This window comes from Flavobacterium sp. (genome assembly GCF_044338735.1).
Lineage (GTDB): Bacteria > Bacteroidota > Bacteroidia > Flavobacteriales > Flavobacteriaceae > Flavobacterium.
This window is the reverse complement of the sequence record NZ_JBIIWV010000051.1, coordinates 1-14,124: the sequence shown is the minus strand read 5'-3', so window position 1 is coordinate 14,124 and position 14,124 is coordinate 1. Positions and strand designations below refer to the sequence as shown.

General features: G+C 33.6%; 15 protein-coding genes. 7 read left to right on the top strand and 8 right to left on the bottom strand.

What is annotated here, in order from left to right; translation table 11 throughout:
• The 6 genes from ACIQZC_RS05145 to ACIQZC_RS05120 all read right to left on the bottom strand — a co-directional run.
• A partial coding sequence (locus ACIQZC_RS05145; protein ID WP_396138167.1) for a Glu/Leu/Phe/Val dehydrogenase dimerization domain-containing protein occupies nucleotides 1-631 on the bottom strand: 631 nt, incomplete at its 3' end.
• Between the two features lie 129 nt (nucleotides 632-760).
• Nucleotides 761-1,537, bottom strand: a complete 777-nt coding sequence (locus tag ACIQZC_RS05140; RefSeq protein ID WP_396138166.1) for an enoyl-CoA hydratase/isomerase family protein — start codon at nucleotides 1,535-1,537, stop codon at nucleotides 761-763.
• 12 nt (nucleotides 1,538-1,549) lie between these two features.
• Nucleotides 1,550-2,962, bottom strand: coding sequence for a sensor histidine kinase (locus ACIQZC_RS05135; RefSeq protein ID WP_396138168.1), 1,413 nt, complete (start codon nucleotides 2,960-2,962; stop codon nucleotides 1,550-1,552).
• Between the two features lie 82 nt (nucleotides 2,963-3,044).
• Entirely contained in the window at nucleotides 3,045-3,584 is a 540-nt protein-coding gene (locus ACIQZC_RS05130; RefSeq protein ID WP_396138165.1) for a CopD family protein, read from the bottom strand.
• 31 nt (nucleotides 3,585-3,615) lie between these two features.
• Entirely contained in the window at nucleotides 3,616-4,632 is a 1,017-nt protein-coding gene (gene hemH / locus ACIQZC_RS05125; protein ID WP_396138164.1) for a ferrochelatase, read from the bottom strand.
• A 102-nt stretch (nucleotides 4,633-4,734) separates the two neighbouring features.
• A complete protein-coding gene (locus ACIQZC_RS05120) occupies nucleotides 4,735-5,607 on the bottom strand; it encodes a helix-turn-helix transcriptional regulator (RefSeq protein WP_396138163.1) in 873 nt (290 codons plus the stop codon).
• A 233-nt stretch (nucleotides 5,608-5,840) separates the two neighbouring features.
• Between ACIQZC_RS05120 and hemA the strand changes: the two genes are divergently transcribed.
• Genes hemA through ACIQZC_RS05085 form a run of 7 tightly spaced genes read left to right on the top strand, consistent with a single transcriptional unit; the run spans nucleotide 5,841 to nucleotide 12,145 of the window.
• The gene (hemA, locus tag ACIQZC_RS05115; protein WP_396138162.1) at nucleotides 5,841-7,097 is read left to right on the top strand and encodes a glutamyl-tRNA reductase; all 1,257 of its coding nucleotides are present in this window, start codon (nucleotides 5,841-5,843) and stop codon (nucleotides 7,095-7,097) included.
• Entirely contained in the window at nucleotides 7,097-8,026 is a 930-nt protein-coding gene (gene hemC, locus ACIQZC_RS05110) for a hydroxymethylbilane synthase (RefSeq protein WP_396138161.1), read from the top strand. Before hemA ends, hemC begins: the two co-directional genes overlap by 1 nt.
• Nucleotides 8,023-8,697, top strand: a complete 675-nt coding sequence (locus ACIQZC_RS05105) for a uroporphyrinogen-III synthase (RefSeq protein WP_396138160.1) — start codon at nucleotides 8,023-8,025, stop codon at nucleotides 8,695-8,697. The genes hemC and ACIQZC_RS05105 overlap by 4 nt, the downstream gene beginning before the upstream one ends.
• On the top strand, nucleotides 8,690-9,715 hold the full coding sequence (gene hemE / locus ACIQZC_RS05100; protein ID WP_396138159.1) for a uroporphyrinogen decarboxylase: 1,026 nt from the start codon (nucleotides 8,690-8,692) through the stop codon (nucleotides 9,713-9,715). The genes ACIQZC_RS05105 and hemE overlap by 8 nt, the downstream gene beginning before the upstream one ends.
• A gap of 38 nt (nucleotides 9,716-9,753) precedes the next feature.
• Entirely contained in the window at nucleotides 9,754-10,701 is a 948-nt protein-coding gene (hemF, locus tag ACIQZC_RS05095) for an oxygen-dependent coproporphyrinogen oxidase (protein ID WP_396138158.1), read from the top strand.
• Nucleotides 10,702-10,734: 33 nt separating this feature from the next.
• A complete protein-coding gene (gene hemB / locus ACIQZC_RS05090) occupies nucleotides 10,735-11,733 on the top strand; it encodes a porphobilinogen synthase (RefSeq protein ID WP_396138157.1) in 999 nt (332 codons plus the stop codon).
• Nucleotides 11,734-11,740: 7 nt separating this feature from the next.
• On the top strand, nucleotides 11,741-12,145 hold the full coding sequence (locus ACIQZC_RS05085) for a c-type cytochrome (RefSeq protein WP_396138156.1): 405 nt from the start codon (nucleotides 11,741-11,743) through the stop codon (nucleotides 12,143-12,145).
• Nucleotides 12,146-12,151: 6 nt separating this feature from the next.
• On the opposite strand, the gene ACIQZC_RS05080 is transcribed toward ACIQZC_RS05085, so the two are convergent.
• Both ACIQZC_RS05080 and ACIQZC_RS05075 read right to left on the bottom strand, forming a co-directional pair.
• The gene (locus tag ACIQZC_RS05080; RefSeq protein WP_396138155.1) at nucleotides 12,152-12,838 is read right to left on the bottom strand and encodes a response regulator transcription factor; all 687 of its coding nucleotides are present in this window, start codon (nucleotides 12,836-12,838) and stop codon (nucleotides 12,152-12,154) included.
• Nucleotides 12,831-14,124 (bottom strand): sensor histidine kinase (locus tag ACIQZC_RS05075; protein ID WP_396138154.1); only part of this gene is annotated, 1,294 nt, incomplete at its 5' end. The genes ACIQZC_RS05080 and ACIQZC_RS05075, both read right to left, overlap by 8 nt.

Here is a 14,124-nt window from a genome sequence, read left to right as displayed (position 1 = left end):
AACCAGTAGCTTCTGGACGAATTAATGACCCTCCAAAAGAAATTCCTTTTCCAGTTAAAACACCCGTAAATTCATTTCTTGTTTTCTTATACTGACCAAACATATATCCTACTTCTCTTCCGCCAACGCCAATATCACCGGCTGGAACATCTGTATCAGCACCAATATGTTTGGCTAACTCTTGCATAAAAGCTTGGCAAAAACGCATGATTTCAGTATCTGATTTTCCTTTTGGATCAAAGTTAGAGCCTCCTTTACCGCCGCCCATAGGTAGGGTGGTTAAGCTGTTTTTAAATACTTGTTCAAAAGCTAAAAATTTTAAAATACTTAAATTAACCGATGGATGAAAACGCAACCCCCCTTTGTATGGGCCTATTGCAGAATTCATTTGTATACGATATCCTTTATTTATTCTTGTTTTACCCGCATCATCTATCCAAGCAATTCGGAACAATATAATGCGCTCTGGCTCTACCATTCGTTCCAAAAGCATTTTATTTTGATACTTTTTATTATTTTCAATAAAGGGAATAACTGTTTCAGCTACTTCATGAACTGCCTGAAGAAATTCAGTTTCGTTTGGGTTATTTTTTGCTACTTCAGCAACGAAATCGTTAATTTTTTGAATCATATTAGTTAAGTTATTTATAGAATATTTGGTGAAAGCTTAAATCGGATATAAAGTTACAATTTTTATACAGAAAAAAAATTGATTTGATAAAAAATGGGGTTCAAATTTAAAAAAAATAATGTTCCCTTTTTACTTTCCGGGAAACGCAGCTTTTCTTTTTTCTAAAAACGCCGTAGTTCCTTCTTTAAAATCTTCGGTACCAAAACAAGCACCAAAATTTTCAATTTCAACTTCATATCCATTAGTTCCATCTTCAAAATTAGCATTTATCGCTTGTATAGCTTTCGCAATCGCAATGCTCGAATTATTAGAAATTTTGGATGCAATTCCTTTAGCAAATTCCAATAATTCATCTTGTGCCACTACATGATTTACCAATCCATAGTTTTTTGCGGTTTCTGCATCAATCATTCCAGCGGTCATGATTAGTTCCATTGCTCGACCTTTTCCTATTAATTGAGCTAATCGCTGTGTGCCGCCATAACCAGGAATTACGCCCAAAGTAACTTCGGGCAATCCCATTTTTGCATTGGTAGAAGCTACTCTAAAATGACACGCCATGGCCAATTCTAATCCGCCGCCTAAAGCAAAACCATTAACTGCTGCAATAACCGGAGTGCTCAAATTTTGAACAAAATCAAACAATAAAGTTTGCCCTTCAGCCGCTAATTGTTGTCCTTCGGCTACAGAAAAATCAGCAAATTCTGAAATATCAGCTCCAGCCACAAATGCTTTTTCGCCACTACCTATTATAATAATTGCTTTTACAGTTTTATCTTCGTGCAATGCTTTAAATCCATCGTGCAATTCTTGAATGGTTACTTTGTTTAACGCATTTAATTTTGTGGGGCGATTAATCGTGATGATCGCAATATGGTCTTGTTTTTCAATTAAAATATTTTCCATTTTAGGCTGTTTTTATTTATTAATTGGGAAAGAAACTAAAAATTCAGTTCCTATATTTATTTCAGTTTCAAAAGTAATCGTTCCGTTATAATTTTCGATGATATTTTTAATAATAGCTAAACCAAGTCCCATTCCGCTTGATTTTGTTGTGAATTTTGGTTCAAATATTCGAGCTGCATTGTCTTCAGATATTCCTTTACCATTGTCTTTTACGGCAATTTTCACTTGATGATCTTCTCTAAAAACAGTAACAAATACTTGTTTATTTTCCTGTTCTTCGGGTATCGCCTGAATAGCGTTTTTGACCAAATTTGTAACCACTCTTATCAATTGTGTGCGATCTAATTTAGCAATAATTTCGTCTTCAATTGCCGAAAATGTGATGTAATCTTCGTTAAAAATTTCCAAAGTCATTTGAACCACTTGCACTACATTAAGTGTTTCATTTTGTTGAGCGGGCATGGTTGCAAAGTTTGAAAACGCATTTGCCACCGAGCTCATCGTGTCAATTTGTTGTAAAATAGTTTTAGTATAATCTTCTAGTTTTTTAGAAATATTTGGATCATTTGCTTCAAATTTACGTTCAAAATTTTGCACCGTTAATCGCATTGGAGTTAAAGGGTTTTTAATTTCGTGTGCTACTTGTTTTGCCATTTCTCGCCAAGCTTGTTCGCGTTCACTTTGCGCTAAAATTGTAGCACTTTCTTCTAATTTATCCACCATATTATTATAGGACTTAATCAAAAGATTGATTTCTTTACTGCCATCTTCTAGCACAATTTTTTCATTGCGTTGGTTCAATTGTGTTTCTTGCATTTTATCTCTAATAATTTTTAGCGATTTAGTAATATAACTCGATAAAAAATAGGATAAAACAATAGAAATCAAAAACATAAAAGCGTATACTTGCCCAAATCGAATTAGGAAATTTTGCACTTCGTTATTATAAAACGCTCTATCCTCTTCATAAGGTAAATTTAAAATTCCAAGCGGTTTAAACTTGGTATCTTTTAAATAAGTATAAGAAGATCGAAAGGGTTGTCCGTCTATTGTTGAAAATTCGATGTAACGTTTTTCTAAAGAAGCTTGTAAAATTTTTATTGTTGCTTCATTAATTTTAGGCTTGTCCTTGTCAATTTTAAAAATGGATTTGGAGGAGATTAACAATTTCCCGCTTAAATCAAAAATATTGATCTCCATACTATGAATATCCGCTAATTCGAAGATTTTCTCTTTAAAAATCAACGGAACATTCTCTGTAGTTAAAGGATAAGTTGTGGTTTGTAGCACATAATTTATATGTTCAACAATAGCGGTTTCTTTTCGTTCTAATCGGTCTTGGTGGTATTCTCTGGCCTCTTTTCGAAATTGATAAATGGATACAGTAGCTATCAATACCGATGAAATAAGCGTCAAGAATATCATGGATAGAAATATTCTTACGCGAAGTGAAAGATTTTTTATATTAAAAATTCTATCCATTGTTTAATTTTAATTCAAAATAAAGTTATTGCTTCTCTCTTATTCTTTTATAGAATTTAAAACCAAGCATAATAATTACTGAAAATAATACAATTCCAACTACACCATAAATCCAGTTAAGTGCATTTTTTAAAATTACTAAAAAAACGACCGCAAAAAGAATAATTGTGGCGCCTTCATTCCATAAACGCATGAAGTTTGATGTATATTTTATGGTGTCATTTTGTAATTCAGTATATATTTTTTGACATTTAAAATGATAAATAAAAAGCAAAACCACAAAGCCTAACTTCACGTGCATCCAAGGCATTTGTAACCAAGCGGGCATCAAAATTAGTAACCAAACCGCAAAAATAGTTGCTAAAACCGCACTTGGCCAAGTAATAATGTACCACAAGCGATAGGTCATTATTTTATACTGTTTTTGTAAAATTTCTTTTTCTGGTGACGGTTTGTCATTCGCTTCAATTTGATAAACAAACAGGCGAACAATGTAAAACAACCCAGCAAACCAAGTAATTACAAAGATTAAGTGTAGTGATTTTATGTAGTTGTAGAATTCCATTTAAAAGTCTTTTTTCTTTGTTCTTTTATCTTTACTCTTTCTTAAACTCCTCAATCCATTTTGCCACCACACCACACCATTCGTCTTCATCATTCAAACAAGGAACGGCCATAAATTCTTCGCCTCCATGGTGTAAAAATTCTTCGTTGGCTTCCATCGCAATTTCTTCTAATGTTTCTAAGCAGTCGGCAACGAATGCGGGTGTTACAACAGCTAATTTCTTAATCCCTTGCTCAGGCATTTTGTTGATTTCGACATCGGTATAAGGCGTTAACCATTTGTCTCCTGCTAAACGCGATTGAAACGTTTGGCTGTATTTTCCTTCAGGAATCCCTAATAATTTTACCACTTGTTTTGTGGTTTCATAACATTGATGACTGTAGCAAAATTCATGTGCCGGCGATGGAGTGTCACAACAAGTTCTGTCCATTTTGCAATGCGATTTTGTGATATCAGTTTTGCGAATATGACGTTTTGGAACTCCGTGATAGGAAAATAATAAATGGTCATAATCAAATCCTTCCAAGTGTTTTTTGATCGAATTTGCCAAAGCCTGAATAAAATCGGGTTTGTTATAAAATGCTGGAACATTCGTGATTTTCATTTCAGGAAAATGCTTTTGACGCAATTCTTCTGCCAAAACTAAAATAGTTGTGGTCGAAGCCATTGCGTGTTGCGGATACAGAGGCAACAACATTACTTCAGTTACGCCTTGATCTTTTAATTCTTGCAATCCTTTTTGAATGGTTATTGTACCATAACGCATAGCTAAAGCAACAGGAATGTCAACCAAACCTTTAACTTTTTTGTGCATTTTTTTGGAAATTACAATTAATGGTGATCCTTCATCCGTCCAAATTCGCGCATAAGCTTCAGCCGATTTTTTTGGTCGGGTTTGTAAAATAATTCCTCGAACTAATAATGCACGTAATAAAAACGGAACGTCAATTACGTATTTATCCATTAAAAATTCATCTAAATACGGTTTTACGTCTTTAGCTGTTGGACTTTCTGGCGAACCTAAATTTACTAATAATACTCCTTTCATGTGTTAATTATTTTTTATAAAAGTATACAATCTACTCTTTTTACTTTTTATTATTGTTATTTTTTAATAATAATTTGATTTACAAAATTTGTGCAGCTAAATCTATACGTTAGTGTTTAAATTCATTAAATACTTCTTCGGAGTAGTGCCAAATTTCTTTTTAAAAGCTGCAATAAAATGACTTCCAGTACTGTAACCAATTTTTAAACCAACTTCATTTACATTATAGGAACCGCTGTCTAATAATTGACGCGCATAATCCATTTTATAATCAAATAGAAAACCAAAAACCGTGTCGCCATAAATTTGTTTGAATCCCATTTTCAACTTTTTAAGGCTCAACCCTACTTGTTCTGAAAGTTCTTCTAATCCCGGTGGTTCGGCCATATTGGCAATCATAATTTTTTTTGCTTTTTTAATTTTTAAGACATTTTCTTCGTCAATTAAAAAAGGACATTGCTCTGCATCTGGATCTTCTGAACGGTTGAAATACAAACTCAATAATTCATAACCTTTTCCTTTATAATATAAATTTTTGATCGACGGATTCAAATTGTAATGAAACAATTGACTCAACACAATAGCCATTGACGGACTAATATCTGATTCTTTATAATATTTTTTATCCTTATTGTCATCGCTCAAAAAAGGAATGTGTTCGGCATCATTAGAAAATAAACCATGAAACTTTTTAATAGAAATAATTACAGAAATTACCCAAGTGTTAGGCGCTAATTCTAAATGTAACGGCAATTCCTTTTGCGGATTATAAAACAAAAGTGCCTTTTCTTCTTTTAAATCTAAGGCATAATTCCCTTGATTGAAGATGAATTTCCCATTTCCTTTTATGCCAAAATGAAATTGAATAAGTCCCTGGCTTACAGAACGTTCTACTTTTAAATTGCTGCTGCTTTCATTTTGAAAACGCAACAATATAAAATCATCTTCAATCTTAATTTCTTCTTGTGAACCCATAGCGATATTTTTTTTGGATAAACTTTTATAAAACCAGACTATATTATTTAGAATTGTTCTACATAACAATCTTTGAAAAGCCCTATTTTTGGTACAAATTTAAAAGAAATAACGCTAAAAAATTAATTTTTATTCAAAAAATCTTTCAGCGACACAAAAAGTACTTTTAGCGTTACTTTTATCGTAACTATAGCTATAGTTTTGTGGAACTTTTAGAAAAGAGTAAATGCCCTATGGAAAACAATTCATTTGCAAAACATCCCACTTTCTATGCCATTGGCCTAAGCTATAAAAAAGCAGATGCTGAAATGAGAGGTAAATTTAGTTTGGATGAAAATGCAAAAAAAAATCTATTACATCAAGCTAAAAGAGATAAAATTGAGAGTTTAGTGGTTACTTCAACATGTAACCGTACAGAAATTTATGGTTTTGCACAACATCCTTTCCAGTTAATCAAACTTCTATGCGAAAACAGCCAAGGAACCGTTGAAGACTTTCAAAAAGTAGCCTTTGTGTATAAAAATCATGAAGCTATAACCCATTTATTCCGAGTTGGAACAGGTTTAGACAGCCAAATTTTAGGCGATTTTGAAATCATAAGTCAGCTTAAAACCGCTTTCGTTCAAAGTAAAAATCACCAATTAGCCAATACTTTTTTAGAACGATTAGTCAATGCAGTCATTCAAGCAAATAAAAAAATAAAAACAGAAACAGAAATATCTTCGGGTGCCACTTCAGTTTCTTTTGCTGCGGTTCAATACATTTTTAAAAATGTGAAAGATATAAGTTCTAAAAATATTTTGCTTTTTGGAACGGGTAAAATTGGAAGAAATACGTGTGAAAATCTTGTAAAACACTCAAAACACGAACAAATTACTTTAATCAATAGAACCAAAGATAAAGCCGAGAAAATCGCAAAAAAACTAAATGTTATTGTAAAAGATTATTCCGATTTACAATTGGAACTGCAAAAAGCAGACGTTGTTGTAGTTGCCACTGGAGCACAAAATCCAACTATTGATAAAGCTATTTTAAATCTTAAAAAACCTCTTTTAATTCTCGATTTGTCCATTCCAAAAAATGTTCATGAAAATGTAAAAGACATTTCAGGGGTTTCATTAGTTCACATGGATCAGTTGGCTCAAATGACCGACGAAACGTTAGAAAACAGAAAAAAGCACATTCCTGCTGCAGAAGCTATAATTGAAGAAATTAAAGAAGAATTTATAGCTTGGACAAAACAAAGAAAATTTGCTCCAACCATTCATGCGCTCAAAGCAAAATTAAATGCTATTAAGGAAGGAGAACTGAATGTACAACGAAAAAAAATAGCTAATTTTGATGAGGAACAAGCCGAATTAATTAGTGCCCGAATCATTCAAAAAATCACAAATCATTTTGCAAATCATTTAAAAGACGATGAAACAATGGTTGATGAAAGTATTGAATGGATTGAAAAAGTTTTCCAAATCGAAACGCTTACAAAATAATGAGTAAAATTATTAAAATAGGAACTCGTGATAGCGAACTCGCTCTGTGGCAAGCACACACCGTTCAAAAAAAACTGAACGATTTAGGGCATAAAACCGAAATCATAGCGGTAAAATCGCAAGGCGATATTCTTTTAGACAAACCTTTATACGAGTTAGGAATTACAGGGATTTTTACTAAAACCCTAGACATTGCTATGATTAATGGTCAGGTAGATATTGCTGTGCACTCCATGAAAGATGTGCCAACGGCTTTACCTCAAGGGATTATTCAAGCAGCAGTTTTAGAACGCGCTAATCCATTTGATCTTTTAGTACACAAAGGCAACTTAGAATTTCTTAATTCAACAGGAACTATTGCTACTGGAAGCCTTCGTAGAAATGCAGAATGGCTTCATAAATATCCTAATCATCAAGTGGTAAATTTACGTGGAAATGTAAATACCCGCTTGCAAAAATTAGATGAAAGTAATTGGGACGGAGCTGTTTTTGCAACCGCAGGATTAGAGCGTATTAATTTAAAACCAGAAAATTATATCACTTTAGATTGGATGATTCCGGCACCTGCTCAGGGAGCAATGGTAGTTTTAGCAATGGCAAATGATCATTATACGATAGACGCTGTTTCTCAATTAAATCATATTGAAACCGAAATTTGTACCCACATTGAAAGGCAATTTTTAAAAACGCTAGAAGGGGGTTGTACGGCGCCAATAGGAGCTTATGCAAGATATGATGAGAATGATGACACCATTGAATTTAAAGGTGTTTTACTCTCTATTGATGGAACAGAACGATTAATGGTTGACAAAAAAACGCCTATTTCCGAATGGAAAAAATTGGGCTTCAATTCGGCACAAGAAGTTTTAAATGCTGGAGGCAGTCAATTAATGGTGCAAATAAAAACACAATTAAAAAAGCAACTGTGAAAGAAAGCATCGGCATACTAGCAACTAAAAAATTGGCTCACAATCAAAAACAATTCTTGCTAAATGCTGGTTTTAAAGTAATTGATGAAGATTTTATTCATATTCAACCCATTGCTTTTGAAATTAAAAACACAAATGATATTTTAATTTTTACGAGTCAAAATGCTGTTCTAAACGTTCTTAACTATAAAAATGAGTTCATTCATAAACCCACAATTTGCGTGGGCGAAAAAACGAAAAACATACTACTTGAAAATGGTTTTTCGGTAGTTTTTTTTCATTTGGATGCATCCGAATTAATTAAACATATTGAAAACGAATACTTAAATAATAGTTTTACTTTTTTCTGTGGCACATCGAGATTAAATACGATTCCCGATTTTTTAAAAGAAAAAAGCCTCAAACATGAAATTATTGAAGTTTATGAAACGACAGAAACACCGGTAAAAATAGCTCCAAAAATGGATGGAATTCTGTTTTTTAGTCCGTCTGGGGTTTCTAGCTATATCAAAGAACATAAAATTACAAACGAAATATGCTTTTGTATTGGAACTACTACTGCAACAGCTATTAAACCTTTTACAGAGAACATCGTAATTGCAAATCAGCCTTCGGTTGAAAACGTAATTATTCAATGCATACATTATTTTAAATCAACAAAAAATGATTAAAAACGACCTTTTTTTAAGAGCCTTAAATAACGAAAAAGTAGAACGTCCACCTGTTTGGATGATGCGCCAAGCGGGACGATATTTACCTGAATTTAGAGCTTTGCGTGACAAATATGATTTTTTTACACGTTGCGAAACACCTGAATTAGCTGCTGAAATTACAGTACAACCGATCCGTATCGTCAAACCAGATGCGGCGATTTTGTTTTCAGATATTTTGGTCGTGCCAAGAGCGATGGGAATTCACGTGGAATTAAAAGACAATTTAGGGCCGATAATTCCAAATCCAATTCGTACTTCTCAAGATGTAGAAAAAGTGTTTGTTCCAGATGTAAACGAAACGTTGGGTTATGTTTTTGATGCAATTAAATTGACCAAACAAATGTTGAACGATGAGGTGCCGTTAATTGGTTTCGCAGGTTCACCTTGGACGATTTTCTGTTACGCCGTGGAAGGAAAAGGTTCCAAAAGTTTTGATACTGCTAAAGGATTTTGTTTTTCAAATCCAGTTGCAGCACACGTTTTATTACAAAAAATTACTGATACGACGATTTTATATTTGAAAGAAAAAGTTAAAGCAGGTTGTAATGCCATTCAGATTTTTGATTCTTGGGGCGGCATGTTGTCTCCTGTAGATTATCAAGAATTCTCTTGGCAATACATCAACCAAATTGTGGAGGCTTTGGCTGACGAAACGAAAGTAATTGTTTTCGGAAAAGGGTGTTGGTTTGCCTTAGGCGAAATGGCAAAGTCAAAAGCATCGGCTTTAGGAGTAGATTGGACGTGTTCGCCAAGAAACGCCCGCTATTTAACAGGTGGAAACATTACGTTACAAGGAAATTTCGACCCAAGTCGTTTGTTGTCACCTATTCCAAACATCAAAAAAATGGTACATGAAATGATTGATGAATTTGGGAAAGACAATTACATAGTTAATTTAGGACACGGAATTTTACCGAATATCCCCGTAGATCATGCGAAAGCATTTGTAGAAGCGGTGAAAGAATACAATAAATAAGCTTACAGCTAACAGCTTTTAGCTAATTGCTATTAAAAATGAAAGACAAGTTTTACCAATACATACAAAACCTACAAGATCAAATCTGTAAAGGATTAGAAGATATTGATGGTGTTGCCAAATTCCGAGAAGATATTTGGGACAGACCAGATACTTCGGCAGGGCTCAGCACAGGAGGAGGTGGAGGAAGAACACGCGTAATTGAAAATGGTGCTGTTTTTGAAAAAGGTGGTGTAAACATTTCAGCGGTTCAAGGGAAATTACCCGATTCGATGCAAAAATTATTCAACGTAGGGGAAGCGGATTTTTTTGCTTGTGGATTGAGTTTGGTAATTCATCCAAAAAACCCGATGGTGCCAACGGTGCACGCGAATTGGCGCTATTTCGAAATGTACGATACTTCGACAGAGTTCAGTACAGGCTCACGGAAAGTAATCAATAGTTGGTTTGGTGGCGGACAAGATTTAACGCCTTATTATTTGTTTGAAGAAGATGCTTTTCATTTTCACCAAACTTGTAAAACGGCTTGCGACAAACATAATCCTGATTTTTATCCGAAATATAAAAAACAATGCGACGACTACTTTTGGAACGCACATAGAAATGAAGCGCGTGGAATTGGAGGTTTGTTTTTCGATTATTTGAAAGAAACCGAAGATCAATCGATGGGAGATTGGTACAATTTTGTTACTGAAGTTGGGAATTCATTCCTGGATGCCTATTTGCCAATCGTAGCAAAAAGAAAAGACTTGCCTTTTACACAAGAACAAAGAACTTGGCAAGAAATCCGCCGTGGTCGTTACGTCGAATTCAATTTGGTTCACGACAAAGGCACTTTATTTGGTTTAAAAACCAACGGAAGAATAGAAAGTATTTTGATGAGTTTGCCTCCCCACGTGCAATGGCATTACGACCATCATCCTGCGGTAGGTAGCGAAGAAGAAAAAGTAGTAAAAGTATTAGAAAAACCTGTTGACTGGATATAATTATTCGTTGTCAATTATAAATTATAAATTAGTATGTTCCCATTACAAAGAGGACGTCGTTTAAGAGTAAACGAATCCATAAGAAGTTTAGTTCGTGAAACCACATTAAGTCCAAGCGATTTTATGTTTCCGATGTTTATTGCAGAAGGAGAGAATATCCAAGTCGAAATTCCATCGATGCCAGGAATTTTTCGTCGTTCGATAGATTTAACCGTAAAAGAAGTTAAAGAATTATTTGATTTAGGGATTCGTGCCGTTAATATCTATGTAAAAGTTAGCGAAGAATTAAAAGACAACACCGGTAAAGAAGCGTGGAATCCCAATGGATTAATGCAAAAAGCTATTCGTGCTATCAAAACGGCTTGCCCAGAAATGATTGTGATGCCTGATGTGGCTTTGGATCCTTATTCAATTTACGGTCACGACGGAATTATTGAAAACGGCGATGTGGCGAATGATGCAACCAACGATGCCTTAGTAAAAATGGCTGTTTCCCACGCTCAAGCGGGAGCCGATTTTGTTGCGCCAAGCGATATGATGGATGGACGTGTATTGCGTTTGCGCCAAGGTTTGGATGCTGCAGGTTTCCAAAACGTAGGCATTATGAGTTATTCGGCTAAATATGCGTCGGCGTTTTATGGTCCGTTTCGTGATGCATTAGACAGTGCGCCAAGAGAATCGGATGTAGAAGTGCCAAAAGACAAAAAAACCTACCAAATGGATTATGCGAATCGCATTGAAGCCGTTAAAGAAGCACTTTGGGATGTAGAAGAAGGTGCCGATATGGTGATGGTGAAACCCGGAATTGCTTATTTAGATATTGTTCGTGAAGTAAAAAATGCGGTGAATGTTCCTGTAACGGTTTTTCATGTTTCAGGCGAATACGCAATGATTAAAGCCGCAGCCGAAAGAGGTTGGCTTGACCACGATAAAATTATGATGGAACAATTAATGTGCATCAAACGCGCTGGTGCCAGTTTAATTTCAACTTATTTTGCGAAAGAAGCAGCGATTTTACTAAACAAAAAATAGATTAATTATGAAAGTATATTTCAAATTACTTCTTACGTTATCAATAGGTATAAGTATCATTAGCTGTGGCGAGAAAAAAGAGACCGATGCTATGGAAAAACCTATTGAAGCAACTGAAGCTTCAAATTCTGGGCTTTCATCAGAAGAATTAGGAAAAGAATTATTTGAAGGCAAAGGAATTTGTGCCACTTGTCATAAAGCTGATATAAAAACAGTTGGGCCATCAATTAAAGACATCGCAAAAATATATAAAGAAAAAGTTGCCAGTATTGCCGAATTTATTAATGATAAAGGAGAACCGCTTGTTGATCCTTCTCAGTATGAAATTATGAAAGCTAATTTTGTGATTACAAAAGCGATGTCTGCCGAAGAACGAAAAGCATTAGAAATTTATATGATGAGTTTTGAATAAATAACGTTATTCTACAACTAATTTAAAGCCCACGCGCGGAATATTTTCAATTCGAACATGGGTTTCTTGTTTAATTATTTTTCGTAATCTTGAAATAAAAACATCTAAACTTCTTCCTAAAAAATAATCATCACTACCCCACAAAGCCATTAAGATTTTTTCTCGCTTCAATACCGTATTCGGATTGTCTAAAAACAACTTAAGTAACGATGCTTCGCGTTCGGTTAATGTAATTTTTTGAGCGTCATTTTTTAACAAATAATTTTCTGGTTCAAAGAGAAAACTTCCAAAGGTGTAATTTTTTAAAGCTGGTTTATCCGCTGATTTTTGGCTTCGATGCAAGAAAATTTCTATTTTTAAAATGAGTTCTTCGATAGAATAAGGTTTTATTAGGTAATCATCAGCACCCAATTTCAACCCTTTAATTCGATCTTCTTTCATGGTTTTTGCCGAAAGAAAAATAATCGGAATTTCTTGATTACGCTTTCTAATTTCGGTTGCTATTTCAAAGCCATCCATATCAGGCAACATTATGTCTAAAACACATAAATCAAAAGATTCAGAACAAAATAACTCAAAGGCTGCTTTCCCATTATTACAATGGACTACCTCAAAATGTTGTTCTAAATTATCGGTTGTTAAAAACGCTAACGTTTCGTCGTCTTCAACATATAAAATGCGCTTTTTACTCATAGTCGTTTTTGTTTATTTGTATTGAAACCGTTATTCCGCCTTCTTCATTGTTCTTTACAGACACTTGCCATTTATGCCATTCGCAAACCCGTTTTACATAGGATAAGCCTATTCCAAATCCTTCAATATCTTTGTTATCTTGACGAGCAACTCGATAAAATTTATCAAATACAAAAGGCAAATCTTTTTCGGGAATACCCATGCCGTGATCTGAAAATTCTAAAGTAAGCCCTTTTGAAGATTCGTAGCCTTTTATCTGAATTTTTGGTTCGTTTTCAGAATATTTAACCGCATTATCAATCACATTATAAATTAAATTATAGAAATGAAATTCATCTGCTTGAATGTGATATTTTTTATCAATAAAAAGTGTCACTCGAATTTCTTTTTGGTGTTTTAACTGAATATTCTCTTTTACTAATTCTAAAACAGTTGTAATATCAACTTTTGTTTTTTCCAAAACAATTTGGTTACTATCAGTTTTAGCGACATACAGAATTTTTTCAATGTGCTGATTTAGTTTATTACTTTGATTGATAATAATTTGAATGTATTTAAATAATTTAGGATTATCTTTGATTTCGTTTTGCGAATTTGCATAATTAGAAGCAATTAATATAGAGGCTAAAGGCGTTTTAAATTCATGCGTCATGTTATTGATAAAATCGTTTTGTAATTCGGTATATCGTTTTTGCTGAAGCATTAAGAACACCGAATAAACGTATATAATAAGTACTAAAAACAAAACCCCTGTAAACACCCAATACTGACTAAGACTTGTAAAATAACTTTGCTTTAAGTTAGGAAAACGAATAGCAAAATAGTAGGTTAAATCGGTGTTTTTGGAAAAACAATCGGCGCACATTTTAGAGGGTTTACCGTCTATAGAAATGTAATTTCCATAAACCATTGATTCTGAACTACAGTCATAAATGGCATATTCAAAATCCAGTTCTAATTTAACTTTATCAAATTCAGTTTTTAAATAATGTTCAAGAATTCTATTTTCAAAAACATCATTAACGTTTACTATAAAATAATTGGAACTTACTTTTTTAATTAGATTTCCAACAGGCATTTCAGAATTATTATCCTGATAAATTTTTTCCACTACATCTTGTAGGGCAAAGTGAATTTTATCCTCCGTATCTCTTTTTTCAAAAATATACGCCTGGTTGAGTAAAAACAATTGCATGATAATCACCCCTACAATGGCTAAAAACCCTATAAATATTACTGTTTTGAATTTATTAAATTTCATATTGACACCGATATTACAAAAATTG

Excerpts from the sequence above, each read along its gene's own strand:
- hemH (WP_396138164.1), bottom strand. The coding sequence starts at position 4,632 with ATGAAAGGAGTATTATTAGTAAATTTAGGTTCGCCAGAAAGTCCAACA.
- hemE (WP_396138159.1), top strand. The coding sequence starts at position 8,690 with ATGATTAAAAACGACCTTTTTTTAAGAGCCTTAAATAACGAAAAAGTA.
- ACIQZC_RS05140 (WP_396138166.1), bottom strand. The coding sequence starts at position 1,537 with ATGGAAAATATTTTAATTGAAAAACAAGACCATATTGCGATCATCACG.
- hemF (WP_396138158.1), top strand. The coding sequence starts at position 9,754 with ATGAAAGACAAGTTTTACCAATACATACAAAACCTACAAGATCAAATC.
- ACIQZC_RS05120 (WP_396138163.1), bottom strand. The coding sequence starts at position 5,607 with ATGGGTTCACAAGAAGAAATTAAGATTGAAGATGATTTTATATTGTTG.
- ACIQZC_RS05080 (WP_396138155.1), bottom strand. The coding sequence starts at position 12,838 with ATGAGTAAAAAGCGCATTTTATATGTTGAAGACGACGAAACGTTAGCG.
- hemA (WP_396138162.1), top strand. The coding sequence starts at position 5,841 with ATGGAAAACAATTCATTTGCAAAACATCCCACTTTCTATGCCATTGGC.
- ACIQZC_RS05135 (WP_396138168.1), bottom strand. The coding sequence starts at position 2,962 with ATGATATTCTTGACGCTTATTTCATCGGTATTGATAGCTACTGTATCC.
- ACIQZC_RS05130 (WP_396138165.1), bottom strand. The coding sequence starts at position 3,584 with ATGGAATTCTACAACTACATAAAATCACTACACTTAATCTTTGTAATT.
- ACIQZC_RS05085 (WP_396138156.1), top strand. The coding sequence starts at position 11,741 with ATGAAAGTATATTTCAAATTACTTCTTACGTTATCAATAGGTATAAGT.
- hemB (WP_396138157.1), top strand. The coding sequence starts at position 10,735 with ATGTTCCCATTACAAAGAGGACGTCGTTTAAGAGTAAACGAATCCATA.
- hemC (WP_396138161.1), top strand. The coding sequence starts at position 7,097 with ATGAGTAAAATTATTAAAATAGGAACTCGTGATAGCGAACTCGCTCTG.